Consider the following 25,029-nt stretch of genomic DNA (forward strand, 5'->3'; position numbering starts at 1 on the left):
ACCTAGAACGTCGACGCCGGGCGCACCGCGTTGGCCATGTCGACCAGCGCGTACCGGTGCGCGCGCGTCGGCGCCACCCGCGCCAGCCCGCGCAACGACGCCTCCACCCCCAGCCGCAGCCCGTGCGGAGTGAACGGGAACCCGAGGATGTGGTTGGTGCTGGCCGTGTTCTCGCTGATCCAATCGAGCGCGGTGCCCAGCACCAGCGCCCGGATCTGCAGCACTCGCGGCTCCGAGTCCGGCAGCGCCTCGACGCGGCGGGCCGCCTCGCGGATCTGCTGCTCGGTCAGCTCGGTCATCGACCGACCCGACAGCAGTGTCAGCGCGCTGGTCAGCCGCGCGGTGGTGAAGTGCCGCGAGGTGGCCGGCACCGCGTCCAGCGTGCGCACCGCGCCTTCGCGATCGCCCTGCGCCGACTTCGCCCGCGCCAGCCCGAATCCGGCCGAGATCACGCCATTGTCGGTGGTCCACACGGTCTCGTAGAACTTCAGTCCGTCGGGGTTCCCGGCCAGCTCGGCGGTCGCTGCCAGTGCCAGCTTGGGCGCCAGCTCGCCGGGCAGCCGGTTCAGCACCTCGGTGAAATGCTTTGTCGCCGCGTCATAGTCACCCATCAGCAACTCGGCCACCGCCCGGAACCAGATCAGCCGCCATTGCCAGCCCACCCGCTCGGCCAGCGCGTCGAGCTTGCGGGTGGCTTTCGCGACGTCGCCGAGATCCAGCAGGGCGCGCACCTCCATCAGCGGCAACTCCACCGACTCGGTCAGGTCGATGCCCTCGCTGTCCAGCGCGCCGTGCCGCGCGGCGCGCAGCTGGTCCAGCGTCTGGACGGGCTGGCTGAGCACGCTCGCCGACAGCACCGGGGCGCCGACATCGGACGGGTCCACCAGCGGAACCGGCAGCGCGGTGACGATCTCAGAAGCGGTCAGCTTTTCGGCATGCACCAGGCCGTCGACGTAGACGTCGGTGTGCGCGACCAGAAGCTCCACCCCGAACGTCGAACGGGTTGGGCTGAACACCGTGGACAGGCCCGGCCGCGGCGTGCCGGTGTCGTGCGCGACCACCTCGCGCAGCACGCCGAGCAGCTGCCCGGACATCTCCTCGGCGCTGGCGAACCGGCGCTGCGGGTCCGGATCGATCGCTCGGCGCAGCAGCCGCGCATACGAGTCGTAGGTGGCCAGCACCGGGTCATTTTCGGGCAGCCCGTCGACGTAGCGGCCCCGCTTCGTCGGCATGTCCAGTGTCAGCGCGGCCAGCGTGCGGCCCACGGTGTAGATGTCGGTGGCCACGGTCGGGCCGGTGCGGACTATTTCGGGCGCCTGATATCCGGGCGTGCCGTACAGGTAGCCGTAAGAGTTGATGCGTGACACCGCGCCGAGGTCGATTAGCTTCAGCTGCTCCTCGGTGATCATGATGTTCTCGGGCTTCAAGTCGTTGTACGCCAAGCCAATTGAATGCAGGTAGCCCAGCGCGGGCAGAATCTCGAGCATGTAGGCGATCGCTTGCGCCACCGGCAACCTCTGGCCCCTGGCTTGCTTGAGCGACGTGCCGCCGACGTACTCCATCACGATGTAGCCGACCGGATCGCCGTGCTTGTCGGGATGCTGGACGAAGTTGAAGATCTTGACGATCGACGGGTGGGTGACCTCGGCCAGGAACTGCCGCTCGGCCATCGCGATCGCCTGAGCCTCGGCGTCGCCGGAGTGCACCAGACCCTTGAGCACCACCGGGCGTTCGTTGACGTTGTGGTCGACGGCCAGATACACCCAGCCCAGCCCGCCGTGCGCGATGCAGCCTTTGATCTCGTATTGCCCGGCCACCTTGTCGCCGGGCCCCAGCTGCGGCAGGAACGAATACGGGCTGCCGCAGTGCGGGCACCAGCCTTCGCTCTTGGCCTGACCCTCGGGTCCGGAACGCCCGACCGGCCGGCCACAGTTCCAGCAGAACCGCTTCGATTCGGCCACAACGGGATTGCGCATCAACGCCGACAACGGGTCCTTCTCAGGCACCCGCGGTATCTCCACCAGGCCGCCGCCCAGCCGGCGGCTCGGCGCCAGCTGGCGGGTCATCGAGCTGGTGTGGTCGTCGGTGGCCGGGTCGGTCTGGGCGTCGTGCGACTCGTCGTCGAGCTCGGGACGGAAGATCGCCTGCGTGGCCATCGGCCGCAGCGTCGACGACGAGTCCTCGCCGTAGTCGATCCCGAAGGCCGCGGGCTGCGTGCCTACCATCTCGTGATCCGTCGACTCGACGGGCGAGCGCTCATCAGCACCCATCAGTCCGAGTACCTCGGCGTCGGGGCCGCCGGCGTGGGGCCCAGGACGGTCAACCACTTGCGGTACAGCGCGTACCACGTCCCGTCGCGGCGAATGCGCTCCAACGTGCCGTTGACGAACCGCACCAACCCGGTGTTGTTCAGATTGATGCCGATTCCGTAGGGTTCCTCTTCCAGATTCGAGCCGACGATGTGCAGGTATGGATCCTGTGACACCAGGCCGGCGAGAATCGAATCGTCGGTGCTGACGGCGTCGACCTGCCGCTGCTGCAGCGCCACAAGGCAATCCGCCCACGTCACCACCGACACGATGATCGGCGCCGGGCTGATGCGCTGCAACCGGTTGATCGAGGTGGTGCCCCGCGCTGCGCACACCCGCCTGCCCGACAAGTCCGCCGCCTGCCGGATCGCAGAGTCCCGCGGCGCCAGAATCCGTTGATTCGCAAGCAGATACACCGTCGAGAATGCGACTTCCTTGCGCCGCTCGCAGGTGATGGTCATGGTCTTGACGACGATGTCGACCTCGTTGTTCTTCAACGCCCTGATCCGCTCGGCCGACGACATGATGCGGTATTCGACTTGCGACGGCGTGCCGAAGATGTCGCGGGCCACTTCACCGGCGATGTCGACGTCGAAGCCGGTGATCTCGCCGGTGATCGGGTCGCGAAACGAGAACAGGTTGCTGCCGATGTCCAGCCCGACCAGCAGCCGGCCGCGCTGCCTGATGCCGGCGACCGCGGCGTCGGCGTCCTTTTTGTCGGTGAACGGCCGAAGGCTCGCGGTGCGGTCGCAGTTTCCGTCGGGCAGCGGCGCCGGGTTCTGCTGCGGCGGCAACTCCTGCATCCCTGCGGGTGTCGGCGGAGAAAGGGTCAGCGACGGCTGCGGGGTCAGCGAATCGGACTGCCCGCATCCCGCCACGAGCAAGATCGTCGCCGCCAAGACAGCGGGCAATCGCCTTCTCAGGGTTTGTTTCTTCTTCGCGCAAGCGCTCATCAGCGGTACTCGCTCATTCGCGGCCACAACCCGACCGTCACCGCCAGCGCCGCCACCACCGACAGCACCACCGCGCCGACCGTCGCACCCGACAGCACCGAGCGCGCGTCCACGATGTCGTTGCGCAGCTGGCGCCGGCTCTCCTCGATGCCGTTGCTCAGCGCCTCCTCCAGCCGGTCGAACGCCGGAGTCGAATCTTGCTCACCAGTACCCAGCGCCACCTGCGTGGCCGCTTGGTAGTTGCCCACGGCGATGTAGGAGTTGATCCGCTCGTCGGCCCGGCGCCAGCGGTCCAGCAGCTGGTCGGCGTTCTGCAGATCCGATTTGTCGATCACGTCCTCGCGCCCGGTGTACTCCTGAAGCATCTGGTGCATCTGATCGATCCGCTGGTAGTACGACTGCTTGCGGACGTCCTCGTCGCCGCGGCGGATCAGCGCCAGCGTCTCGTCGGCACGCGCCTGCTGGGCCATGATCGCCAGATTGGTAATGGTCTTCAGTGAGTCAGCGGCAGTGCCCTTGGCGCTGCGGCTGTCGGTGGTGGAGATAGCCAGCACCGTGCCCACCCATATCACGATAATCAGCACCGCCAGCCCGCCGGCCACGAAGCCGAAGTTCAGCCGGCGCTGGGTCTTGCGCGCCAGCCAGCGGTTCGAATACGCGCCGAACAGCAGCGTCGCGGCCACCAACACGATCAGCAGCGTCGGGATGTTCGTCGACGCGGTGGTCTCGACGTCCACCTGCGCGGACGTCTCGTCGTAGAGCCGTTTGGCGTCCGGCAGGATTTGCTGCTGCATCAGCGCCGACGCCTCGGACAGGTACGACGAGCCGACGGGATTGCCGGCCCGGTTGTTGGTGCGCGCGGTCTCGATGAGCCCGGTGTAGACGGCCAGCCGCGCGTTGATGCGGCCCAGCACCTCGAGCATCTGCTGGTCGGTCAGACCGCTGGAAGCCTGCGTCAGCGCGACCGCCGCATCGGTGACGGCTTGCTCGTAGCGCTGCCGCACCTCCCGGGGCTCCGCGCCGGCGATGAACGCGGTGGCCGCCGCGGCGTCGGCCACCGACAGCGTCGTGTACAGCTGCCCGGCCGCGAACGCCAGCGGCTCGGTGTGGTTGAGCACCGTGGTCAGCGCCTGCTGGCGGCGGTCGATCGTCGTGGAGGTGGCGAAGGCCGTCAGCGCCACCAACGCAATCAGCACCGCGCCGCTGATCAAGATGCGGCCCGGGGTGGTGGTCCAAAACCACCATCGCGGATGCGTGGGGTCGATGGTTGCCTGCGACGGGGCCGGCTCGGTTGACGGATGCGCCAACTCCACGGTCACCGATGTGCGCCCTTCATGCCTTCGATCGCGCCCAATCTATAAGCAAAGCCTAAGAGAACCCGGCAAGACGCGTGCGGCTTCTCGCTGGCAAGTCGTTGCTCTTCGCGCAAGCGCTCATCGGGCTGTTCCCTATCCTGAACTCGTGCGTGGCGACGGCGACGGGTGGGTGATTTCGGACACCGGCGCCAGGTACTGGGGCCGCCACGGCGCGGCGGGCCTGCTGCTGCGGGCACCGCGGCCTGACGGGAGCCGCGTGGTGCTGCTGCAGCACCGGGCGGTGTGGAGCCATCAGGGCGGCACCTGGGCACTGCCGGGCGGCGCCCGCGACAGTCACGAGACTCCTGAAGAGACCGCGGTCCGCGAAGCCGCGGAGGAAGCCGGGCTGCCCGCCGAGCTCGTGGTGGTGCGTGCGGCCGTGGTCACAGCCAGGGCCAGCGGCAGCCACTGGACCTACACGACCGTAGTCGCCGATGCGCCGCATCCGCTGCAGACCATGCCCAACTACGAGAGCGTCGAACTGCGCTGGGTCGAAGAAGACCAGGTTGCCGAACTACCGCTGCATCCCGGATTCGCGGCCAGCTGGGGCCAACTGCTCGAGCTGAGCCGCGTCACCCCGCTGCTGCAAGTGCCTCGCTGAGGTCACGAGCGGCGCGCGCCGGATCCTCGGCCGCGGTGATCGCCCGCACCACGACCACCCGCCGCGCGCCGGCCGCCAGCACTTCTGGCAGCCGCTGCTGGTCGATGCCGCCGATCGCGAACCACGGCTTGGCCGGATTCGACGACGCCACCGCCCGCACCAGATCGAGCCCGGGCGCCGGGCGGCCCGGCTTCGTCGGCGTGGGCCAGCACGGCCCCACACAGAAGTAGTCGACGTCCTCGGTCACCGCGGTGCGCGCCTGCTCGATGTCGTGAGTGGAGCGGCCGATCAGCGTGGCGGCCCCGACGATCTCCCGGGCGACGGCCAGCGGCAGGTCGTCCTGGCCGAGGTGCAGGACGTCGGCGCCGGCGGCCCTGGCGATGTCGGCGCGGTCGTTGACCGCCAGCAGCGCGCGGTGCCGGCGGGCGGCGTCGGCGAGCACCGCCAGCGCCTCGAGCTCGGCGCGCGCCTCCAACGGCCCGAACTGTTGCTCCCCGGGCGAGCCCTTGTCGCGCAGCTGGATCACGTCGACCCCGCCGGCCAGCGCCGCGTCGGCGAACTCGGCAAGATCGCCGCGCTCCCTGCGGGCGTCGGTGCACAGGTACAGCCGCGCTTGCGCCAGCCGGGTCCTCAGCACGAGGACTAGCCTAGGAACCGACATGTCTATCCGGTCCATCGCGGTCATCGGCGGGGGCGTCATCGGCCTTTCGGTGGCCCGCCGTCTCGCGCAGTCCGGCCGAACGGTGCGCGTGCACCGCAAGCCCCACGACCCCGGCGCCTCCTGGGTGGCCGGCGGCATGCTCGCCCCGCACAGCGAGGGCTGGCCGGGGGAGGAGCGGCTGCTGCAGATCGGGCTGGAGTCGCTGGCTCTGTGGCACTCCTCGTTCACCGACGGCATGCCGGAAACGGTGATCACGGCGCGCGAGTCACTGGTCGTGGCCGTCGACCGCGCCGACGCAGCCGATCTTCGGACCGTCGGCGAGTGGCTGGCCGCCCAGGGCCAGCCCGTGACCCTGACCACCGCCGCCCGCGACGTGGAACCGCTTCTCGCGCAAGGCATTCGGCACGGCTTTCGGGCCACCACCGAGTTGGCGGTGGACAACCGCGCGGTGGTGCAGGCGTTGGCCGCGGAGTGCGAACGCCTCGATGTGGCCTGGGCGCCGCCAGTCGACGACCTCGCCGAGGTGACCGACGCCGACGCGGTGGTGCTGGCCAACGGCATCGACGCGCCTGCGCTGTGGCCGGGGCTTGCGGTACGGCCGGTCAAGGGAGAAGTGCTGCGCCTACGGTGGCGCCGTGGTTGTATGCCCGTGCCGCAGAGGGTGATTCGCGCCCGCGTGCACGGCCGGCAGGTGTATCTCGTGCCGCGCGCAGACGGTGTGGTGGTGGGCGCGACCCAGTACGAGCGCGGCCGTGACACCGCGCCGGCGGTGGCCGGGGTGCGCGAGCTGCTCGACGACGCCTGCGCGGTGGTGCCGGCGTTGGGCGAGTACGAACTGGCCGAATGTGCGGCCGGGCTGCGGCCGATGACGCCGGACAATCTGCCGATAGTCGGCCGGTTGGACGAGCGGGTGCTGGCGGCCGTCGGCCATGGCCGGTCGGGATTCCTGTTGGCACCATGGACGGCGGAGAAGATTCTCGCCGAATGCGACGCACTTGTAGGGGCTGGGTGATTGCCAGGTGATTGTCACCGTCAACGACGAACGGGTGCAGGTGGACGACGACACCACGGTCGCCGCGCTACTCGCCCGGCTCGGCTTTCCCGACCGCGGTGTGGCGGTCGCCCTGGACTGGTCGGTACTGCCTCGATCCGATTGGGACACAAGGCTTTCCGACGGCGATCGACTGGAAATAGTGACGGCGGTGCAAGGTGGCTGACCCCGGCAAGCTGACCATCGCGGGGCGCAGCTTCTCGTCCCGGCTGATCATGGGCACCGGCGGGGCCGCCAACCTCGCGGTGCTCGAGGAGGCGCTGGTCGCATCCGGCACCGTGCTCACTACCGTGGCGATGCGCCGCGTCGACGCCGCCGGCGGCACCGGCGTGCTGGATCTGCTCGCCCGGCTGTCCATCACCCCGCTGCCCAACACGGCCGGCTGTCGCAGCGCCGCAGAAGCCGTGCTCACCGCGCAGTTGGCCCGCGAGGCGCTGCAGACCGACTGGGTGAAGCTCGAGGTGATCGCCGACGAACGCACGCTGCTGCCCGACGCCATCGAATTGGTAAGGGCGGCAGAACAATTGGTCGACGACGGGTTCGTGGTGCTGCCGTACACCAACGACGATCCGGTGCTGGCGCGGCGGCTGGAGGACGTCGGCTGCGCCGCGGTGATGCCGCTGGGCTCGCCGATCGGCACGGGTCTGGGAATCGCCAACCCGCACAACATCGAAATGATCGTCGAAGCCGCCGGCGTGCCCGTCGTGCTCGATGCAGGGATCGGCACGGCCAGCGACGCCGCACTCGCGATGGAACTCGGTTGTGACGCGGTGCTGTTGGCCAGTGCGGTGACAAGGGCCGCCGACCCGCCGGCGATGGCCGCGGCGATGGCGGCTGCCGTCACGGCCGGGCATCTGGCGCGGCATGCCGGGCGCATCCCGAAGCGGTTCTGGGCGCAGGCGTCCAGCCCCGAGCTGCCGTGGGCCGACGGACAGGATGGCTGAGCGCTACCACCATGAAGACCCTGTATCTGCGTATTGCCCGATTTCGACGTGAGCAACCAAGAGATCGTCGACGCTCTGGAGGATGAGCGCCCGGCGCGATGATCGTCCTTGAGGGGTCGGCCGCGGTTTCCGCTATTGCATCGGGGCCCCGCACGGCAGCTGGCGAAAGCCGATCGTCTGCATGCCCCGCACCTGATCGACATCGAACTCGCCAGCGCGTTGCGCAGACTCGTGCTCGCCAAAGCACTGTCAGCGCTCGACGCTAAGCACGTGCAAGACACCTGGCGCAAGCTGCGCGTGACGCGTCACGCGATCACTCCGCTGCTCGGCCGCATCTGGCACTTGCGCGACAACCTCTCCGCCTACGACGCGAGTTATGTGGCCTTGGCCAAAGCGCTGGGCTGTGAGCTCGTGACGGCCGACGCGCGCCTCGGCCGTGCCGCGGGCATCGGCTGCCCGATCACGATCGTGCCGAGGTAGGCACAATGGCGCCCATGAGGCCTCGCTACGTCGCGATCGGCAGTTCGATGGCGGCCGGTCCCGGTATCCCGCCGCGCGCCGACGGCGCACCGTGGCCATCGGGCCGCTCGGCGCGCAACTATCCGCACCTGGTTGCCGATGAGCTGGGCCTCGACCTGGTGGACGTCACCTACTCCGGTGCCACCACCGCACATGTTCTGCGCGACAAGCAATTTGGCGCGCCGCCGCAGATCGAGGCACTCGACGGCACCGAGGCGCTGGTGACGGTCACGATCGGCGGCAACGACGTCGGCTACGTGCCGCTGCTGACGCTGGCGTGCCTGCCCCGGCCGGCCCAGTGGCTGCCTGTGATCGGCTGCCGGCTGCGCGACCTGCGCAACCGTGACGCCCGCGACCGAGCTCTCGGCGAGGTCGTCCGGGCGCTGCACGAGGTGGGCGAGGCGATCCGGCGCCGCGCCCCGGAGGCCAGGGTGCTGTTCGTCGACTACCTCACGCTGCTGCCGCCCCCCGGTGCGAAGGCGCCGCCGCTGTCCGACGGCGACGCCGACCTCGGCCGCCACATCGCCGGCGCACTGGAGACCACGACCGCCGAAGCCGCCGAGCAGACCGGCTGCGAGATCGTGCGGGCAGCAGAGGCCAGCCGCGAGCACCACGCCTGGTCGCAACAGCCGTGGACCGTCGGGTTCCGGCTGCCGCTACCGGGCCGACCCGCGCCAATGCACCCCAACGCCACCGGCATGCGGGCCGTCGCCGCGCTGGTCACGGCACACGTGTCCGGCGATCTGCCATCATGGGCGCCCTGATCGACATGCGCGGGCTGACCAAGGTGTTCGGTCAGACCCGCGCCGTCGACGGCCTCACCTGCACCGTCGAACCCGGCGTCGTCACCGGCTTCTTGGGCCCCAACGGCGCCGGCAAGTCCACCACGATGCGGATGATCGTCGGACTGGACCGCCCCACCGCCGGAACCGCCACCATCGACGGCCGCGAGTACCGCGAACTTCGCCACCCACTGCGCACCGTCGGTGCGCTGCTCGACGCCAGGCAGCTGCATCCGAACCGCAGCGCGCGCAACCACCTGCGGTGGATCGCCGCGAGCAACCGGCTGCCGGCCCGGCGCATCGACGAGGTGCTGGCCATGGTCGGGCTGACGGAGGTGGCCGACAAGAAAGCGGGAACGTTCTCGCTGGGCATGTCGCAGCGGCTGGGCATCGCGGCGGCGCTGGTGGGCGACCCGCCGGTGCTGATCTTCGATGAACCCGTGAACGGCCTTGACCCAGAAGGGATCCGGTGGGCCCGCATGCTGATGCGCACACTGGCCGACGAGGGTCGCACCGTGTTCGTGTCCAGCCACCTGCTCGCCGAGATGGCCAACACCGCCGACCGGCTCGTCGTCATCGGCCGCGGCCGGCTGATCGCCGCCACCACGATGGCCGATTTCGTCAGCCGCTCCGGCGCCGACACCGTGCGTGTGCGCAGTCCCCAGCTGGCCGCTTTGCGTGAGGCGCTGACGGGCGCGGGCCTGCAGGTGCGCGACGACGGGGACGCGCTGCTGGTGGGCGGCGGCACCATCGAGCAGGTGGGCGAGCTGGCCGCTGCCCGCGGCGTCACGCTGCACGAGCTCAGCGCCCGGCGCGCGTCGCTGGAAGAGGCTTACATGAAGCTGACCGACGACAGCGTCGACTACCGGGCCACCGAGGTGCCGACGTGACGCTCGCCGCCGAACGCATCAAGCTCACGACCACGCGGTCACCGGTGTGGGCGGCCGCGGTCGCGGCGGTGCTGTCGCTGGGCATCGCCGCGATCCAACCCGCGGCCAGCTTCTCCGACGCGCCGCTGCCGCCGGAACGCGCGGCCGTCGGCGTCGCCACGTTCGCGGTGCCGGTGCTGATGATCCTTGCGGCGATGACCGTCACCGGCGAATACCGCAGCGGCATGATCCGCACGACGTTCATGGCGACCCCCGACCGCACCCGGGTACTGGCCGCCAAGGCGCTGATTGCGGCCGTCGTCGCCGGGGTGTTCGCCGCGTTGATGGTGCTCGCGTCGCTGGTGGTGGCGCGTGCGCTGGCCGACGGTCAGGTGGGCGCGCGGCTGTCGCTGACGCACGCTCCGGCGTGGCGGCCCGTGGGGGCGGTCGGGTTGTACGCGGCGCTGGCGGCCGTACTCGCCGTCGGGCTCGCCGTGCTGCTGAGGCATGCGGCCGCGGTGATTGCGGTGCTGCTGCTCCTTCCATTCGTCATCGAACCGCTGCTCAGCTCGACCCCGCGCGTCGGCGAGCACGTCGGTCCGCTGCTGCCGTTCGCGAATGCGTACGCGTTCACGAAGGTGCCGTGGCTGGGCGGGTTTGGGCCGCAATGGGGTCCGGTGGTGTCGCTGCTGTACTTCAGCGGTGTGGTGGCCGCGGTGTTCGCGGCCGCGGTGTTCGCGATCAATCGGCGCGATCCCTGATGGCGAACGCTAACGTGGGCGCAGTGTGGCGAACAGGCAGAACCGCGGTCGCTCTGCTGAGCGTGGTGTCGGTGCTCGCGGCGCTGGCCGGCTGCTCGCGCAACGACTCCGAGCTGCGCCGCACCGCGCCCGCGGCGTCGGACTACGCGCAGTCGATCCGCGAGAAGGTCAGCACCGACGCGATGTTCGCGCACCTGCAGCGCCTGCAGCAGATCGCCGACGCCAACAACAGCACCCGCGCGGTAGCCACGCCCGGCTACGACGCCAGTGTCGACTATGTCGCAAATGCCTTGCGCGACAAGGGGTTTGATGTGCAGACCCCGGAATTCGACTTCCGCAAGTTCGAGCCGGGCCAGGTGGCGCTGAAGGTGAACGGCGCGACGGTCCCGGCGCAGGCGCTCGAATACTCGATCGGCACCGGGCCCGATGGGGTGAGCGGTCCGCTGGTCGTAGCCCCCGGTGCGCCCGGTGACGACACCCCGGGCTGCTCGGCATCGGACTACGACGGACTGCCGGTCTCGGGCGCGGTGGTGCTCGTCGACCGCGGCTACTGCCCGTTCTCTGTTAAAGAGGTCGCAGCCGTTCAGCGCGGCGCGGTCGGCATGATCGTCGCCGACAACGTCGACGAAGAAAAGATGAGTGCCACGCTGGGCGCCCGCACCGACGTCAAGATCCCGGTGATCGGTGTGACCAAGGCTGACGGCGCGAGGCTACGGGCTCAGCCGGGTCCGGCCACCATGAAGGTCGACGCCAAGGTCCGACTCATCAAGGCGCGCAACGTGATTGCGCAAACCAAGACGGGCTCCACGCAGAACGTGGTGGTCGCGGGCGCGCATCTGGACAGCGTGCCGGAGGGTCCGGGCATCAACGACAACGGCTCCGGCGTGGCGGCGGTGCTGGAAACCGCGCTGCAGATGGGCAGTTCGCCGCCGGTTCAAAACGCGGTCCGGTTCGCGTTCTGGGGCGCCGAAGAGGCCGGGCTCGTCGGCTCCATGAAATACGTCGAATCGCTCGACGTCGAAGCCCTCAAGAACATTGCGCTGTATCTGAACTTCGACATGCTGGCCTCGCCGAACCCCGGCTACTTCACCTATGACGGCAACCAGTCGACGCCGTCGGGTCCCGGCGAGAGCCAGCCGCGGGTGCCGGAGGGTTCGGCCGGCATCGAACGCACCTTGGTCACGTATCTGACGCTGGCCGGCAAGACCGCGGAGGACACGTCGTTCGACGGGCGTTCCGACTACGACGGCTTCACGCAAGCCGGCATCCCGTCGGGCGGTCTGTTCGCCGGCGCGGAAGAGAAGAAGAGCTCCGAGCAGGCGCGGCTGTGGGGCGGCGAGGCCGACCAGCCATTCGATCCGAACTACCACAAGCCCACCGACACCGTGGCGCACATCGACCGCACGGCGCTGGGCATTCAGGGCGGCGGGGTGGCGTATTCAGTGGCGCTGTATGCCCAGGACATCGGCGGGCGCAACGGCGTGCCGGTGCGCGACGACCGCGTCCGCCACGTGGTGACGGCTCAATGAGCCGTGTCAGCTCGTCGGCGCAGCGCGTACACCGCCGCGCCGGCCGCCAGTAGAGCAGCGCCGGACAGCACGGAGGTCAGCGGCAGCGCGAAAGCCAGTGCCAGACAACCTGTCAGCCCGACACCGGGGACAGCTCGGCGCCCCAGTGTCCACGCCGCCGCGTTAGCAAGCGCGTAGTACACCAACACCGCAAACGACGAGAAGCCGATTGCACCTCGCACATCGGCGCATCCGGCAGCCACTGCGACAACGAGACCGACGGCGAGTTCCGCGCGGTGCGGCACCCCAAAGCGGAGATGCACGGCCGAAAGACCGTGCGGCAGATGGTGATCACGCGCCATCGCTAGGGTCGTCCGCGACACCCCGAGGATCAAAGCCATTAGTGACCCCACGGCGGCCACCGCTGCACCCGTGCGCACCACCGGTTCGACGCCGGCCACGCCTGCGGCCCGAATTGCATCGACCAGCGGCGCTGTCGACTCGGCCAGCCCGTCGTCGCCCAGCACCGTCAATATGGCAACGGCCACCGCGGCGTACACCAAGAGAGTCAGCCCCAGCGCCAGCGGTATCGCGCGCGGAATGGTGCGTGCCGGGTCGCGTACCTCTTCCCCGAGCGTCGCAATGCGGGCGTATCCGGCAAACGCGAAGAACAGAATCCCAGCCGCCTGCAGCACTCCGCCGGGATGCCCGCCCAGCGCAAGATTCGCTGAGTCACCCCTGCCGGATACGAAGACCACGACCACGCTGAGGACCAATACCGCCACCACGACGGCCACGATCAGCCTGGTCACAAACGCCGACTTTTCGATACCGACGTAGTTGATAGCCGTCAGCACCGCGACTGTGGCAACCGCGACGGCGTGTGCCTGCGCCGGCCATGCGTAGTAGCCGACGGTCAGCGCCATCGCCGCGCATGATGACGTCTTGCCGATCACAAACGCCCATCCGGCGAGGTAGCCCCAGAAGGGGCCGAGGCGTTCGCGACCGTAGACGTAGGTGCCGCCCGAGTGGGGGTAGCGTGCGGCCAGTCGTGCCGATGAGGTGGCGTTGCAGTAGGCGACGATGCCCGCCAGAGCCAGGCCCACGAGCAAGCCCGTCCCCGCTGCGGCTGCCGCCGGGGCCAGTGCGACGAAGACGCCGGCGCCGATCATCGAGCCCAAGCCCAGGATCACGGCGTCGGCCAGACCCAGCCTGCGCCGCAGTTGCGGCTCTGTCACCGCTAGGCGTTGACGTTTTGCGGCTCGGCTGTCGCGTGGTGGTGCTCTCCGGCGTGCCGCCACAGCGCCACCGCCAGACCGGACAACAGCACCCAGCCCACCACTGCCAGCGAGATGGCCCATGCTCTGCGCAACGCGAGCGCGCTTTGGCACTGGCCCACGAAGTCGGCCTGTGGTGACGTTTGGTTGGCGATCTCGGCCTGCATCAGGTTGGTGTTGTATCCGGTGCCGCACTTGATCTGCCAACCCCACTGGTCGTAGGAGTCGAGGAACACCGGGAAGTTCAGCGCCAGCAGTCCGACGCCCAGCAGCGTCACGCCCAGCGTCAGAATCAGCCAACCACGGTTCGTCACAAAGCCTCCAGAGGTCAGACCATGCAGACGTCGGACACGATCAGCACGGGCCACAACAGGATCGCTCCGAGAAACGAGAAGATCATGTCCAAGCCGTGCATCTGGTGCAGATGATCGGTGTGGTTGATCGACCACAGCAGCCCGACGAGCAGGTAGGGGAAACCGACCAGGAACCCGATCCCGATCAGTTCAGCGATGGAGAGCCGGTAGCCGAACAGACGGCGCACCTTCTCGATCACTCGTCGTATGTTAATCGCCATTCCGCGCCAGAGCGAGCAAAATTTGCAGGTTGCTTGCATATTTGCTCTGCATGTGTACATGAGTTCGACAATCGGGATACCTTTACGCGATGGCTACCCTGCCCGCCGAGCCGGCTGCGTCGCCCCGCCGGCGTCCCAAGGACCGCAAGGCCCAAGTGGAACGGGCAGCGGCCGAGGCGTTCAGCGCCGCCGGCTACCACGCGGTGCGGATGGAGGAGGTTGCGGCGAAGGTCGGGATCTCCGGGCCCGCGTTGTATCGCCACTATCCCAGCAAGTACGAGATGTTCCGGGCGGCTGTGCTCAACCTCGGCCGCCAGCTCGTGGACTGCACCGCGTTCGTCGACGCCGACACGGATCTGCAGCGGGTTGTCGACGCGCTGATCGACGTCACGCTGGCCAACCGCGCCTCCGGCGGACTGTACCGCTGGCAGACCAGGTACCTACGTCCGCAGGATCAGGCGCTGCTCGCCGACCAGCTGCGCGTGGTCAATCGACAAATCCAGAAACCGCTGGTCGCACTGCGCCCCGGGCTGTCGTCGTCGCAGCGGTGGATGTTGTCCGCGGCGCTGCTGAGCGTCATCGGCAGCATCGTCGACCATCGCGTCCGGATGCCTGCCGACCAGATCCGCGCCGTGTTCACCGACGCGGGGCTGGCCGTGCTGTCGGCGCAGCTGCCGCATCCCGACGAAGACCAGCCCAATCCCCAAGGGCGGCCGATCTTTTCGGATGCCGGCGTCTACGAATCGTTGTTGCACGCGTCGCTGGTGCTGTTCGACAAGCACGGTTACCGCGACACCACCATGGAGCAAATCGCGGCGGCGGTGGGCATACCCACCTCCGCGATCTATCGGTACTTCTCCGGCAAAGCGGAAATCCTCGCGACCGTGATGCGTCGGGCGGCGGACCGGATTTCAGGAGAGTTGTCGGTGATCCCGCCCGATGACGCCGAGCCGCGACAGGTGCTGACGCAGCTCATTGGTGCTTATGTCGCAACATCTTTCGCAAACCCCGAGTTGGCCATCGTCTACTACGCCGAACGGGTCAACCTGGCGGACGCCGACCAGATGCTGCTACGCAATGTGCAGCGCTCGACCGTCGACTCATGGGTGCGACTGGCCACCTCGGCCCGGCCAGAACTGACGCCCAGCCACGCCCGCTTCCTGGTGCACGCGGCGATGGCGCTCGTCGTCGACGTCGGGCGGCTGGTCCACTACGACGGGTCCGCACACTCCCAGGCGTGCGTGCGACGGCTGATGGAGATCACGCTGCTCGGCTCTTGACTACGTTCCCTCAAGCGATCGCGTAGTCACTCAACGGGAATTCCGACGCTTCCCGGACCGCGACCCGCGTAGGCAGCGGCCGCAGCAGGGTCGGCTCGCCGTGCGGGTTGAAATAGTACGAGTTCGAGCTCGTGCAGTCCACCAGTGTGAATACCGTGTTGCTATTGAGTTCGGTCATCCGCTGCAAGTACCGCGCGTTGGCGTCCTCGGTGACCTCGAATGTGGTTGCCCCACGGCGCTTCACCTCGCCGAGCAGCCGGTCGATGTGCCGCATCTGGTATTCAACGGTATTGAAAAAGTTCAGACCCAAGAAGCCGTAGGGCGCGGCCAAGCACAGCATGTTGGGGAAGTACGGGATCGACACGCCCTGGTAGGCCTGGAACCTGTTCTCGCGCCACCACTTTCCGAGGTTGCGGCCTTGGCGACCGATGATCTCGATGGCCGGGAAGTTGGATTCCCACATATTGAAACCGGTGGCCAGCACGAGAGTGTCGATGGGTGTCTTGGTGCCGTCGTTGTTGACGATCCCGTCGCGCTCGAAGCGCTCGATCCCGCTGGTCTGCAAGTGCACATGCGGTTTCGTGAAGACGCGGTAATACTCGTTGGAGAAGGTTGGCCGCTTACAGCCGAATTGGTACGCAGGGGTGAGCTTGGCGCGAAGTTCCTTGTCGCGCACCGACGCAAAGCGGTGCATCTTGGCCAGGTCGGACGCCGCGACGATCATGCGCCGCGGAAAGAGTCTCCGGTAGTAGATCGTGACGTGGGTGAAGAACTCGTACAACACGTCGGTGAGCCAGCGGACCGCGCGCTGGGTGACCGGGAGTCTGGCGAACAGTCGCTTCACCAGCTCGGGGATGCGAAGGTCAAACTTCGGCACCACGTAGATCGCCGTGCGTTGGTACACCGTCAATTCACGGGCGCTCTTGGCCAGCTCTGGGATCAGCTGAACCGCGGTCGCCCCGGTGCCGATGATCGCGACTTTGCGGTCCGTGAGGTCGTAGGTGTCGTCCCAGGCGGCGCTGTGGATGATCTTGCCCTCGAAGCTGGTGATGCCGGGGATGTCGGGGGTATGCGGCTGGGACAGGAAACCAGTCGCGGTGATCAGAAATCGTGTGGTTAAGGTGTCGCCACCGGCAAGGGCGACCCGCCACACCTTGGCCTCGTCGTCCCAGCGTGCGCCCTCGACTGCGGTGTTGAACCGCATGTGCCGGCGCACGTCGTACTTGTCGGCGACGTCGCTGGCGTACTGCTTGATTTCCGGCCCGGTCGAGAACAGCCGCGACCAATTGGGGTTCGGCTCGAACCAATAGGAGTAGCTGGTGGTCGGCACGTCGACAGCGAGGCCGGGATAGCGGTTGACGTGCCATGTTCCGCCGAGGTCGTCTTCTCGGTCGAGGATGATGAAGTTCTCGTAGCCCAGCCGCTTGAGCTGGATCGCGGCCCCGATTCCGCCGAAGCCCGCGCCGACGATGATCACGTCGAACTGCTGGTCGGTCATGGATAAAACGGTACCTGAGGTATCGCGTAGCAAAGAAATGGCTCGCGGGAGTCTGCGGCGCAGGTCACTTGCGGATTTTCAGCAGCCGCAGCGCCGCGTCGACCGCCAGTGCCGGTACGTCGGCTCCCTTGGCGCCCAGGTCGTGACGAGCACCGGCGACCTCGACGATCTCGACGGGCGCCGTGATGAGCGCCGCGGCCGCGCGCAGTTCGTCGATGGTGCCGAACGGATCACTGGTGCCGTGGGTGAACACCGTCGGCACGACGATGCGCGGAAGGTGTTCGGTACGAGGTCGCTCCGGCTTGCCGGGTGGATGCACCGGATACGAGAACAGCGTCAGCACGTCGAGCGCAAGTCCGTCGTCGGCGACGGCCATCGAGGTCTGGCGGCCACCGTAGGAGTGCCCGCCCGCGACCACCGGACCGTCGGCCAATGTCTTCGCGAAAGACACCGCCTCGACGATGCCCGCGCGATCCGTGGCCGCCGACCCGGACGGCGGCCCCTTCGGACGGCGGCGCCGGTACGGAAGGTTGTAGCGCACGGCCAGCCAGCCCCGCCGCGCCCATTCGTCGCAGAGCCGGTGCAGCAGCGGTGACTCCCGGCTGCCGCCGGCACCGTGCGTGAGCAGCACCACGCCTTGCGGCTTGCCGTTCGGCTCGTGCGCGACACCGGCGATGTCGTCGAGGTTCATGACGACAGGCGAAACAGCGCCGACACCGGGCCGTGCCCGTGGCCCAACGGGTATGCGGCGCGGATGCATTCGGTCACCCAACGTTTGGCAAATGCGACAGCGTCAGGCACGGGGTAGCCGTGTGCCAGCGCGCAGGCCGTCGCCGCGGCCAGTGTGTCGCCGGCGCCGTGGTCGTTGGCGCTGTCCACCCGGACAGCGTCGAACTCGTGGAACTGCTTGCCGTCGAACAGCAGATCCGGGCTGTGCTTCGAACTGCGCAAGTGGCCGCCCTTGACCAGCACCCATCGCGGCCCGAGTGCGTGCAGCTCACGGGCCGCTTGCTCCTGCGAGCTCCGGTCTGTGACGTCGATGCCCACCAGCAGCCGAACCTCGTCGAGGTTCGGCGTCACCAAAGTGGCGAGCGGAAACAGGTGGTTTTTCAGCGAACCCAGCGCCGACGGGTGTAGCAGCGGGTCACCGTGCATCGACGCGCAGACCGGGTCGACGACCAGTGGTGTCTGCGCGAGGTGTTGCCGCCACGTCTGCGCGATGGTCTCGATGATCGCCGACGATGCCAGCATGCCCGTCTTGGCGGCTTGCACGCCGATGTCAGAGGCGACCGCCTCGATCTGCCCTGCGATCACGTCCGTCGGGATCTCATGAAAACCCTTGACGCCCAACGAGTTCTGCACCGTCACTGCGGTCACTGCGACCAGGGCGTGCGTACCCAGCAGCGCACACGTCCTCAGGTCCGCTTGGATTCCGGCGCCTCCGCCCGAGTCCGAGCCGGCGATCGTCAGCACCCGCAGCGGCGTCTCGCCGGGCTTGGGCAGGGGGAGGAACGTCACGGGCGGCACTCGCGAGCGTGCGGTTTCATACGACCGCAGCGGCGTGTCGAGTGCGAAACCGCACAGTCGGCGCGGCGGTCATGAGGTGACCGGCAGGTACACCCGTCCGCCCTGCTCGATGAACTCCCGCGACTTGTCCGCCATCGCGTCACGCACGTCCTGGCTGATGCGCATGGAACAGAACTTCGGCCCGCACATCGAGCAGAAGTGCGCGCTCTTGGCGGGCTCGGCGGGCAGCGTCTCGTCGTGGTATGCGCGTGCGGTGTCCGGGTCCAGCGACAGCGCAAACTGATCGCGCCACCGGAATTCGAAGCGTGCCTGCGACAGCGCGTTGTCGCGGCGCTGGGCATGCGGATGCCCCTTCGCCAGGTCTGCGGCGTGCGCGGCGATCTTGTAAGCGATTACGCCGTCCTTGACGTCCTTGCGGTCGGGCAGGCCCAGATGTTCCTTCGGCGTGACGTAGCACAGCATCGCGGTGCCGGCTTGCGCGATCATCGCGGCCCCGATCGCCGACGTGATGTGGTCGTAGGCGGGCGCGATGTCGGTGGCCAGCGGGCCGAGCGTGTAGAACGGCGCCTCGTCGCACCACTCTTCTTCCAGCCGCACATTCTCGGCGATCTTTTGCATCGGCACATGGCCGGGGCCTTCGATCATCACTTGCACGCCATGCGATTTCGCGATCTTCGTCAACTCGCCCAGCGTGCGCAGCTCGGCGAACTGTGCGGCATCATTGGCGTCGGCGATCGAACCGGGCCGCAGCCCGTCGCCAAGCGAGAACGTCACGTCGTAGCGCGCCAGGATCTCACACAGCTCTTCGAAGTTGGTGTACAGGAACGACTCTCGGTGATGTGCCAGGCACCAGGCCGCCATGATCGAGCCGCCTCGGGACACGATGCCGGTGACCCTGTCGACGGTCAGCGGGATGTAGCGCAGCAGTACGCCCGCATGCACGGTCATGTAGTCGACGCCCTGCTCGCACTGCTCGATCACGGTGTCGCGGTAGATCTCCCACGTGAGCGCTGCCGGATCGCCGTTGACCTTCTCGAGAGCCTGGTAGATCGGCACGGTGCCGACGGGCACCGGTGAGTTGCGCAGAATCCATTCGCGGGTCTGGTGGATGTCGCGGCCGGTGGACAGGTCCATGATCGTGTCGGCGCCCCAGCGGGTGGCCCACACCATCTTGTCCACCTCTTCGGCGATCGACGACGTGACGGCCGAGTTGCCGATGTTCGCGTTGACCTTCACCAAAAACGCCTTGCCGATGATCATCGGCTCGGACTCGGGATGGTTGTGATTGGCCGGGATCACCGCGCGGCCGCGGGCCACTTCGTGGCGCACCAGCTCAGCCGGCACACCCTCGCGCTCGGCGATGAACGCCATCTCGGCGGTGATCTCGCCGGCGCGTGCGCGCTGCAGCTGGGTGCCGCGGTCGCGCACAATGCCGGTCCGGGGCGGCAGGCCCGCCGACAGGTCGATGCGGGCCTCGGGGTCGGTGTACGGACCCGAGGTGTCGTACAGGTCGAGGTGCTCGCCGTTGGACAGGTGCACCCGGCGGAACGGCACCCGGGCGCCGTTGTCGAGCCGGCGGTAGATCTTGGTGCTGCCCTCGATGGGTCCGGTGGTGACGGTGGCGGTGTCGACGGCGACAGCGGAATCGGTCATTACACATCTCCCTACGCCGGCATTACCCGGTCAGGTTCGTACGGTCGACGGCGCGATAGCCGCCCTCTCAGCACACTTCGCGTGCGCTCCCGCGTGGTCGGTTGACCGGTCCCACGCTAGCGCAGCGGCGGTGGCGACGGAATACCGATTGGCCTCGGTTCATTTGTATAGCTAACATATGCGTTTTCTGTGCACGCGACGATGACTGACGACGACGATGACTGACGACGACGATGACTGACGACGATGACGACTGACGTAGAGATGGCTGACACCCCCATCATCACCAACCCGGCGATTGCCGTCGCGGAGACGGACCGCCGGCGACGGCGGTGGGATCGCGACCACCCGCGCTACAAGTGGATCGCGCTGTCCAACACCACCCTCGGCATGCTGCTGGCGACCATCAACGCGTCGATCGTGCTGATCTCGCTGCCCGCCATCTTCCGCGGCATCGGGTTGAACCCGCTCGCCCCGGCCAACGTCAGCTACCTGCTGTGGATGCTGATGGGCTATCTGGTCGTCACCGCGGTGCTGGTGGTGCTCTTCGGCCGCCTCGGCGACATGTACGGGCGGGTGCGGATCTACAACGCCGGGTTCGCGGTGTTCACGGTCGCGGCGATCGCGTTGTCGTTCGACCCTTTCCATCTCGGCGGGGGCGCGCTGTGGCTGATCGCCTGGCGCGTGGTGCAAGGCGTCGGCGGCGCGATGCTGATGGCGTCGTCGGCGGCGATCCTCACCGATGCGTTCCCGGCCAACCAGCGGGGCATGGCGCTCGGAGTGAACATGGTCGCCGCCGTCGCGGGGTCATTTCTCGGGCTGCTGATCGGCGGCGTGCTCTCGGAGTGGGATTGGCGCGCGATCTTCTGGGTCGGCGTGCCCATCGGCGTGCTCGGCACGGTCTGGAGTGTGCGTTCGCTGCATGAGATCGGGGTGCGACGACGGGGCAGGCTGGACTGGCCCGGCACGGTGACGTTCGGCGTGGGTTTGACCGTCGTGCTGACCGGCATCACGTACGGCATTCAGCCCTACGGAGGTCATCCGACGGGCTGGACGAATCCGTGGGTGCTGGGGTCGATCGTCTTCGGTGTCCTGCTGTTGGTCGCGTTCTGCTTCGTCGAGCTGCGGGCACCGCAGCCGATGGTCAACATCCGGCTGTTTCGGTCGACGTCGTTCGGAATGGGCAACTTGGCCGGGCTGATGTCGTCGGTCGGCCGCGGCGGACTGCAGTTCATGTTGATCATCTGGCTGCAGGGCATTTGGCTGCCGTTGCACGGGTACAGCTTCGAGTCCACGCCGTTGTGGGCGGGGATTTACATGCTTCCGATGACGTTCGGCTTTCTGATCGCCGGGCCGGTGGCGGGTTCGCTGGCCGACCGGTTCGGGGCGCGCCCCTTCACGGTCAGCGGAATGCTGTTGATGGCAGCCACATTCGTAGCACTGGTGCTGATTCCGGTGAACTTCAACTACTGGCTGTTCGCGGTGCTGGTGTTCCTCAACGGCCTAGGCGGCGGAATCTTCACCGCGCCCAACACCGCTGCGATCATGTCCAGCGTGCCGGCCGAGGAGCGCGGCGCGGCCTCAGGTGTGCGGTCGACGTTCTTCAACGCCGGCTCGTCGCTGTCCATCGGAATCTTCTTCTCGCTGATGATCGTCGGCTTGGCCAACACGCTGCCCGACGCGTTGAACACAGGGCTGCAGCAGCAAGGGGTATCGCCGACGGTGGCGCACGAGGTCGCCAGCCTGCCGCCCGTCGGCAGCCTGTTCGCGGCGTTTTTGGGCTACAACCCGATCGGCGAGTTGCTGGGCCCGTCGCATGCGCTGCAGGAGCCGGGCGTCAACGCCGATGTGCTCACCGGTAAGTCGTTCTTTCCCGAGCTGATCTCCGGGCCGTTCCACTCCGGGCTGACGGTCGTGTTCGTCGCCGCCGCGGTGTTGATGCTGATCGGCGCGCTGGCGTCGCTGTTCAATCCGGGCCGCTACGCCGACGAAATCTGAGTCCGCGGCGGCGCCGTAGCGGGGCCGTGATCTTGAAGTCATTCCGTCGACGCCGGTCGGGCACCTAAGATTCGACAAATGTTCATCGGCGACGTGCGTCCCGTGCAGTGGCGCATGCCGTCGGCACGCACCTGGGTCACCCTTTTCGTCGTAGCGATCGTCCTGCTTTTGGTCGTCCTGCAGGCCGTCGCCAGCAGTGCGGGATTTCAGGGTCCGCTGCACAGCCTTCTCGGCGACTACGTAGCCACGCCGAAGTCGGCCACGGTGCCGTGGGTAGGGCTGGGCGTCGCGATGGTCGGCGTCGGCGTTCGGTGGCGAGTTGCGGCGCTGGCGTTGGCAGCCGGACTCGATGTGATGTTCTGTGCCGAGCGGCTGGCGCGGGGCGGAGAATTCACCGTCGGCAACGGGCCGTTGATCGTTCTCACCGGGTTGGCGGTGGTGGTGTGGTGGCGCTGGACCGGTGATCAGCGCAGCACCGCATTGCGCGCAATCGCGTTCGGGTTCTTGCTGATTCTGGCCACCAAGGTCGGTGACACGTGGCTGCGCGTCACCGCGATGATTCGGCCGAGGGTGTGGGATCAGTACGCGCTGTTGGCCGATCATGCACTGGCGCAACCATCGTGGCTCATGGGCCGGTTGGTGGACATGGCCGGACCGGCGGTGTCGGGGGTGCTGCACTGGGTGTACATCGAATTGCCCGCTGCCGCACTGGTAGTCGCGATCTACCAATTGCGCAATGTGACGAGCGCCGGTTGGCCGCGGCACTTTCTGGTGCGGTCGTTTCTGGTGCTCGGATTGGTGGGGCCGGTCCTCTATGTCGTATTTCCGTTGGTGGGTCCCCTGTTTGCGTTCAGCGCTGCCGGCGACGGTCTCCAAGTAGGCGATTACTGGCCGCACATCTTGCCGCCGGTCAACATCGTGCCGGCGCCCATCGCGTTCGACGACTTGGTACCTCGCAACTGCATGCCGTCGATGCATACCGCTTGGGCGATGGCGCTTTTCATCCATTCACGCGAGGCGCCGCGGCTGCTGAGGTGGGGCGGCACCTTCTGGTTGGTGTGCACCGTCGCGGCGACGCTGGGATTCGGCTACCACTACGGCGTCGACCTGATTGCCGGGACGGTCCTGTGCCTTTCAGTGGAATCGGCACTGCGCGAGCCGGTGCGCGGCGGAAGCTGGTCGCGGATCGGCTTGGTCGCCGGCGGTGCGTCGTTCCTGGCGGTTCTGCTGCTGAGCTGTCGCTACCTCGCCGAGCCGATGGCGCGTTATCCGCAGCTGTTCGGGCCGTTGATGCTTGGAGCTCTGGCCCTTTTCGGTTGGGCGTTCTATGCGACGTTCTTTGCGCGCGCCGGTGTCATGGTCCCGTCGTGGACGACGACGCGACGCGCGGCCGCGGATGCGAATCAGCCGCAGCCGGACGCGCTGTATGGGTGAGTCGTCACCAACTGTCGGCCGGCGCGGTTCAATGCGACCGATTTGATGCTGCCGCCCGTGCAAGCCGGACCGCCACCGCCACCAATTCCCGGTCAGCCGGTCATAGATCAAATCGTCGCTCAACTGGAGCAACGGCCGCCGACCGACCCGGTGGTGCTCGAGGCGTTGCGGCAGGCATACGCGGCCCGACACCAAGGATGCAGTGGTTTGCAATGGGCGGGCGGCACGCTGGTGCTTGTCGCGAGCACGGGTGAACTGATCGCCTCGATTCCGGAGTTGATTCCACCGATCACTCCCATTGGCGTCGCTCAGGGGACCGCGGGCGTGGCCGGCATGGGCGGGTCGGCCGCCGCGTTGATCGACTGCGCAACACGGTAGGAAGTCAAGCGATGTCATGGCAACTTGTCGTCACGGTCGTCAGCTGCATTTGTTACGCCGCGGCCGCAGTTTGCGGAGTCATCGGCGGAAGCCCTTGGTTTGTGCTGTTCGCTGTCGTCGGCATACCACTGATGTTGCTCGGGTACATCAATCGGCGCTCGCGCCATTGAGATACCTTCTGTCTGAGGGCACCGAAAACACACTTGTTTGCGCCAGTTCGCCGAAATCCCGTCAACAAGTGTGTTCTCGGCGGACGCCGAGCCTGGTATCTGCCCTACGCCTCGGTCAGCTCGACCAGCACGGGCGCATGATCGCTGGGTCCCTTGCCTTTTCGTTCATCGCGAACGATCTCCGCATGCGCGACCCGCGCGGCCAGCGTTGGGGAGCCGAGGATGAAGTCGATCCGCATGCCACGGTTCTTCGGGAACCGCAACTGCGTGTAGTCCCAATAGGTGTACACGCCCGGCCCAGGCGTGAAAGGCCTTACCAGATCGTCGAATTGAGCGTCGACGATTTCACGGAACGCGCGTCGCTCCGGTTCGGTGACGTGCGTGCTGTTCTTGTAGAAGTCCACACTCCACACGTCGTCGTCGGTGGGCGCGATGTTCCAGTCGCCCACGAGTGCGATCTGCGCGTCCGGGTCGTCCGCCAGCCACCCGCGGGCTGCATCTCTCAGCGCCGCAAGCCATTCCAGCTTGTAGTAGTAGTGCGGCGAATCCGGCACCCGACCGTTGGGCACATAAAGGCTCCAGACGCGAACGCCCGCACATGTCGCACCCAGCGCACGGGCTTCGGCCTTGCCTTCGACTTCAGGCGAGTCACTCCACGACGGCTGACCTTCGAAACCCACCTGCACGTCGTCGACACCCACGCGCGAGGCGATCGCCACCCCGTTCCACTGATTGAACCCGCAATGCACTACCTCGTAGCCCAGCTCGAAGAACGGCAGCGTCGGGAACTGCTCGTCGGAGCACTTGGTCTCCTGCATCGCCAGCACGTCGATGTCGGCGCGCTGCAACCAATCCAACACACGTGGCAGCCTGGCGCGAATCGAGTTGACGTTCCAGGTGGCCAGTCGCACGGCTCAAGCGTACGTT

General features: G+C 67.6%; 25 protein-coding genes and 1 riboswitch. Of the genes, 13 read left to right on the plus strand and 12 right to left on the minus strand.

Going from position 1 to position 25,029, the window contains the following annotated elements:
* Positions 1-2 precede the first annotated feature (2 nt).
* Genes AC5Y39_RS01840 through glnX form a run of 3 tightly spaced genes read right to left on the minus strand, consistent with a single transcriptional unit; the run spans position 3 to position 4,581 of the window.
* Positions 3-2,270 (minus strand): serine/threonine-protein kinase PknG, encoded by a 2,268-nt coding sequence (locus AC5Y39_RS01840; protein ID WP_500016011.1) that lies wholly within the window; start codon positions 2,268-2,270, stop codon positions 3-5.
* Positions 2,270-3,262: a glutamate ABC transporter substrate-binding protein gene (locus AC5Y39_RS01845; protein ID WP_500016012.1), complete on the minus strand. Its 993-nt coding sequence runs from the start codon at positions 3,260-3,262 to the stop codon at positions 2,270-2,272. The genes AC5Y39_RS01840 and AC5Y39_RS01845 overlap by 1 nt, the downstream gene beginning before the upstream one ends.
* On the minus strand, positions 3,262-4,581 hold the full coding sequence (gene glnX / locus AC5Y39_RS01850) for a protein kinase G-activating protein GlnX (protein WP_500016013.1): 1,320 nt from the start codon (positions 4,579-4,581) through the stop codon (positions 3,262-3,264). The genes AC5Y39_RS01845 and glnX overlap by 1 nt, the downstream gene beginning before the upstream one ends.
* A gap of 142 nt (positions 4,582-4,723) precedes the next feature.
* Between glnX and AC5Y39_RS01855 the strand changes: the two genes are divergently transcribed.
* Positions 4,724-5,218 carry an NUDIX hydrolase gene (locus AC5Y39_RS01855; RefSeq protein WP_500016014.1) on the plus strand — a complete coding sequence of 165 codons (495 nt, stop codon included), beginning with the start codon at positions 4,724-4,726 and terminating at the stop codon, positions 5,216-5,218.
* Here AC5Y39_RS01855 and thiE read toward each other — a convergent pair.
* Positions 5,190-5,879, minus strand: coding sequence for a thiamine phosphate synthase (thiE, locus tag AC5Y39_RS01860; protein WP_500016015.1), 690 nt, complete (start codon positions 5,877-5,879; stop codon positions 5,190-5,192). The two genes, AC5Y39_RS01855 and thiE, sit on opposite strands and share 29 nt — an antisense overlap.
* On the opposite strand from thiE, the gene thiO reads away from it, so the two are divergent.
* The 8 genes from thiO to AC5Y39_RS01900 all read left to right on the plus strand — a co-directional run bounded on the left by thiO (position 5,878) and on the right by AC5Y39_RS01900 (position 12,334).
* A complete protein-coding gene (gene thiO, locus AC5Y39_RS01865; protein ID WP_500016016.1) occupies positions 5,878-6,891 on the plus strand; it encodes a glycine oxidase ThiO in 1,014 nt (337 codons plus the stop codon). The genes thiE and thiO overlap by 2 nt on opposite strands.
* A gap of 7 nt (positions 6,892-6,898) precedes the next feature.
* Entirely contained in the window at positions 6,899-7,096 is a 198-nt protein-coding gene (gene thiS / locus AC5Y39_RS01870) for a sulfur carrier protein ThiS (RefSeq protein ID WP_500016017.1), read from the plus strand.
* The gene (locus tag AC5Y39_RS01875) at positions 7,089-7,874 is read left to right on the plus strand and encodes a thiazole synthase (protein WP_500016018.1); all 786 of its coding nucleotides are present in this window, start codon (positions 7,089-7,091) and stop codon (positions 7,872-7,874) included. The genes thiS and AC5Y39_RS01875 overlap by 8 nt, the downstream gene beginning before the upstream one ends.
* Before the next feature lie 135 nt (positions 7,875-8,009).
* Positions 8,010-8,354, plus strand: coding sequence for a type II toxin-antitoxin system VapC family toxin (locus AC5Y39_RS01880; RefSeq protein ID WP_500016019.1), 345 nt, complete (start codon positions 8,010-8,012; stop codon positions 8,352-8,354).
* A gap of 14 nt (positions 8,355-8,368) precedes the next feature.
* On the plus strand, positions 8,369-9,157 hold the full coding sequence (locus AC5Y39_RS01885) for an SGNH/GDSL hydrolase family protein (RefSeq protein ID WP_500016020.1): 789 nt from the start codon (positions 8,369-8,371) through the stop codon (positions 9,155-9,157).
* Entirely contained in the window at positions 9,154-10,065 is a 912-nt protein-coding gene (locus AC5Y39_RS01890) for an ATP-binding cassette domain-containing protein (protein ID WP_500016126.1), read from the plus strand. The genes AC5Y39_RS01885 and AC5Y39_RS01890 overlap by 4 nt, the downstream gene beginning before the upstream one ends.
* Positions 10,062-10,805, plus strand: a complete 744-nt coding sequence (locus AC5Y39_RS01895; protein ID WP_500016021.1) for an ABC transporter permease — start codon at positions 10,062-10,064, stop codon at positions 10,803-10,805. The genes AC5Y39_RS01890 and AC5Y39_RS01895 overlap by 4 nt, the downstream gene beginning before the upstream one ends.
* Positions 10,805-12,334 (plus strand): M28 family metallopeptidase, encoded by a 1,530-nt coding sequence (locus AC5Y39_RS01900; RefSeq protein WP_500016022.1) that lies wholly within the window; start codon positions 10,805-10,807, stop codon positions 12,332-12,334. The genes AC5Y39_RS01895 and AC5Y39_RS01900 overlap by 1 nt, the downstream gene beginning before the upstream one ends.
* On the opposite strand, the gene AC5Y39_RS01905 is transcribed toward AC5Y39_RS01900, so the two are convergent.
* From AC5Y39_RS01905 to AC5Y39_RS01915, 3 genes are read right to left on the minus strand one after another with little or no spacing between them, the layout of a single operon-like run.
* Positions 12,328-13,551 (minus strand): APC family permease, encoded by a 1,224-nt coding sequence (locus AC5Y39_RS01905; protein ID WP_500016023.1) that lies wholly within the window; start codon positions 13,549-13,551, stop codon positions 12,328-12,330. The two genes, AC5Y39_RS01900 and AC5Y39_RS01905, sit on opposite strands and share 7 nt — an antisense overlap.
* A gap of 2 nt (positions 13,552-13,553) precedes the next feature.
* Entirely contained in the window at positions 13,554-13,904 is a 351-nt protein-coding gene (locus AC5Y39_RS01910; RefSeq protein ID WP_500016024.1) for a hypothetical protein, read from the minus strand.
* A gap of 14 nt (positions 13,905-13,918) precedes the next feature.
* Positions 13,919-14,143, minus strand: a complete 225-nt coding sequence (locus tag AC5Y39_RS01915; protein ID WP_499905496.1) for a hypothetical protein — start codon at positions 14,141-14,143, stop codon at positions 13,919-13,921.
* A 110-nt stretch (positions 14,144-14,253) separates the two neighbouring features.
* Here AC5Y39_RS01915 and AC5Y39_RS01920 point away from each other — a divergent pair, with 110 nt between their 5' ends.
* Positions 14,254-15,444, plus strand: a complete 1,191-nt coding sequence (locus AC5Y39_RS01920) for a TetR/AcrR family transcriptional regulator (RefSeq protein ID WP_500016025.1) — start codon at positions 14,254-14,256, stop codon at positions 15,442-15,444.
* A gap of 10 nt (positions 15,445-15,454) precedes the next feature.
* Here the strand turns inward: AC5Y39_RS01920 and AC5Y39_RS01925 are convergent, their stop codons facing one another.
* From AC5Y39_RS01925 to thiC, 4 genes are all read right to left on the minus strand, one after another.
* Positions 15,455-16,942, minus strand: coding sequence for a flavin-containing monooxygenase (locus AC5Y39_RS01925; protein WP_500016026.1), 1,488 nt, complete (start codon positions 16,940-16,942; stop codon positions 15,455-15,457).
* 64 nt (positions 16,943-17,006) lie between these two features.
* Positions 17,007-17,633: an alpha/beta hydrolase family protein gene (locus AC5Y39_RS01930; RefSeq protein ID WP_500016027.1), complete on the minus strand. Its 627-nt coding sequence runs from the start codon at positions 17,631-17,633 to the stop codon at positions 17,007-17,009.
* Positions 17,630-18,460 carry a bifunctional hydroxymethylpyrimidine kinase/phosphomethylpyrimidine kinase gene (gene thiD, locus AC5Y39_RS01935; RefSeq protein ID WP_500016028.1) on the minus strand — a complete coding sequence of 277 codons (831 nt, stop codon included), beginning with the start codon at positions 18,458-18,460 and terminating at the stop codon, positions 17,630-17,632. The genes AC5Y39_RS01930 and thiD overlap by 4 nt, the downstream gene beginning before the upstream one ends.
* Before the next feature lie 78 nt (positions 18,461-18,538).
* Complete coding sequence (thiC, locus tag AC5Y39_RS01940; protein ID WP_500016029.1) at positions 18,539-20,122, minus strand: phosphomethylpyrimidine synthase ThiC; 1,584 nt, start codon at positions 20,120-20,122, stop codon at positions 18,539-18,541.
* A riboswitch (TPP riboswitch) is annotated at positions 20,114-20,225 on the minus strand. (Overlaps the previous gene by 9 nt.)
* A 143-nt stretch (positions 20,226-20,368) precedes the next feature.
* Here thiC and AC5Y39_RS01945 point away from each other — a divergent pair.
* The 3 genes from AC5Y39_RS01945 to AC5Y39_RS01955 all read left to right on the plus strand — a co-directional run bounded on the left by AC5Y39_RS01945 (position 20,369) and on the right by AC5Y39_RS01955 (position 23,932).
* A complete protein-coding gene (locus AC5Y39_RS01945; protein ID WP_500016030.1) occupies positions 20,369-22,120 on the plus strand; it encodes an MFS transporter in 1,752 nt (583 codons plus the stop codon).
* A gap of 78 nt (positions 22,121-22,198) precedes the next feature.
* Positions 22,199-23,554, plus strand: a complete 1,356-nt coding sequence (locus AC5Y39_RS01950) for a DUF5933 domain-containing protein (protein ID WP_500016031.1) — start codon at positions 22,199-22,201, stop codon at positions 23,552-23,554.
* A gap of 57 nt (positions 23,555-23,611) precedes the next feature.
* A complete protein-coding gene (locus AC5Y39_RS01955; RefSeq protein WP_500016032.1) occupies positions 23,612-23,932 on the plus strand; it encodes a hypothetical protein in 321 nt (106 codons plus the stop codon).
* Positions 23,933-24,206: 274 nt separating this feature from the next.
* On the opposite strand, the gene AC5Y39_RS01960 is transcribed toward AC5Y39_RS01955, so the two are convergent.
* On the minus strand, positions 24,207-25,013 hold the full coding sequence (locus AC5Y39_RS01960) for an exodeoxyribonuclease III (RefSeq protein WP_500016033.1): 807 nt from the start codon (positions 25,011-25,013) through the stop codon (positions 24,207-24,209).
* Positions 25,014-25,029: the final 16 nt, after the last annotated feature.

The organism is Mycobacterium sp. NGS39 (assembly GCF_059812765.1).

Bases quoted from the DNA above. Each gene is read 5' to 3' on its own strand.
- AC5Y39_RS01840 (WP_500016011.1), bottom strand. From the start codon at position 2,270: ATGGGTGCTGATGAGCGCTCGCCCGTCGAGTCGACGGATCACGAGATG.
- AC5Y39_RS01845 (WP_500016012.1), bottom strand. From the start codon at position 3,262: ATGAGCGCTTGCGCGAAGAAGAAACAAACCCTGAGAAGGCGATTGCCC.
- thiO (WP_500016016.1), top strand. From the start codon at position 5,878: ATGTCTATCCGGTCCATCGCGGTCATCGGCGGGGGCGTCATCGGCCTT.
- thiE (WP_500016015.1), bottom strand. From the start codon at position 5,879: ATGTCGGTTCCTAGGCTAGTCCTCGTGCTGAGGACCCGGCTGGCGCAA.
- AC5Y39_RS01885 (WP_500016020.1), top strand. From the start codon at position 8,369: ATGAGGCCTCGCTACGTCGCGATCGGCAGTTCGATGGCGGCCGGTCCC.
- AC5Y39_RS01900 (WP_500016022.1), top strand. From the start codon at position 10,805: ATGGCGAACGCTAACGTGGGCGCAGTGTGGCGAACAGGCAGAACCGCG.
- AC5Y39_RS01920 (WP_500016025.1), top strand. From the start codon at position 14,254: ATGGCTACCCTGCCCGCCGAGCCGGCTGCGTCGCCCCGCCGGCGTCCC.
- AC5Y39_RS01925 (WP_500016026.1), bottom strand. From the start codon at position 16,942: ATGACCGACCAGCAGTTCGACGTGATCATCGTCGGCGCGGGCTTCGGC.
- AC5Y39_RS01930 (WP_500016027.1), bottom strand. From the start codon at position 17,633: ATGAACCTCGACGACATCGCCGGTGTCGCGCACGAGCCGAACGGCAAG.
- thiC (WP_500016029.1), bottom strand. From the start codon at position 20,122: ATGACCGATTCCGCTGTCGCCGTCGACACCGCCACCGTCACCACCGGA.
- AC5Y39_RS01945 (WP_500016030.1), top strand. From the start codon at position 20,369: ATGACGACTGACGTAGAGATGGCTGACACCCCCATCATCACCAACCCG.
- AC5Y39_RS01950 (WP_500016031.1), top strand. From the start codon at position 22,199: ATGTTCATCGGCGACGTGCGTCCCGTGCAGTGGCGCATGCCGTCGGCA.